The sequence below is a fragment of the Cupriavidus consociatus genome (assembly GCF_017814975.1).
GTDB classification, from domain to species: domain Bacteria; phylum Pseudomonadota; class Gammaproteobacteria; order Burkholderiales; family Burkholderiaceae; genus Cupriavidus; species Cupriavidus consociatus.
Map to the genome: position 1 here is coordinate 1 of NZ_JAGIQA010000172.1, position 458 is coordinate 458.

A 458-nucleotide genomic window follows, 5' to 3' on the forward strand; every position below is an offset into this window, starting at 1 on the left:
ATTGCAAGACTGCTGGTGCGCGAGAGCCAGAATCAGATGCTGATGGTGCTGTTCGAAGACCTGCAATGGCTCGATAGTGAGACCGAAGCGTTCCTCGATATCCTGATCGCGCAGGTACCGCACGCCAGGCTGCTGCTGCTGGTGAACTATCGCCCCGAATACCGCTCCGACTGGGGCAGCCAGCCGTGCTACACCCAGCTGCATCTGGAACCGCTGGGCCCAGGGGAGGCGCAGGGCCTGCTGACGGCGCTGCTCGGCGATGATCCCTCGCTGGTGCCGCTCATGCAGCTGATCCTGTCCAAGACCGAAGGCAACCCGTTCTTTATGGAGGAAGTGGTCCAGACCCTGGCCGAAGAAGGCGCGCTGGTCGGCCAGCCCGGTCACTACCGGATTGACAAGGCCCCGCTGGCGCTCCACATCCCGACCACCGTGCAGGGGGTGCTGGCGGCCCGGATCGA

1 pseudogene is annotated in these 458 nt (G+C 64.2%); it reads left to right on the forward strand.

Going from position 1 to position 458, the window contains the following annotated elements:
* Nucleotides 1–458: pseudogene (locus tag J8I82_RS37950) on the forward strand (hypothetical protein); the annotation flags it as partial.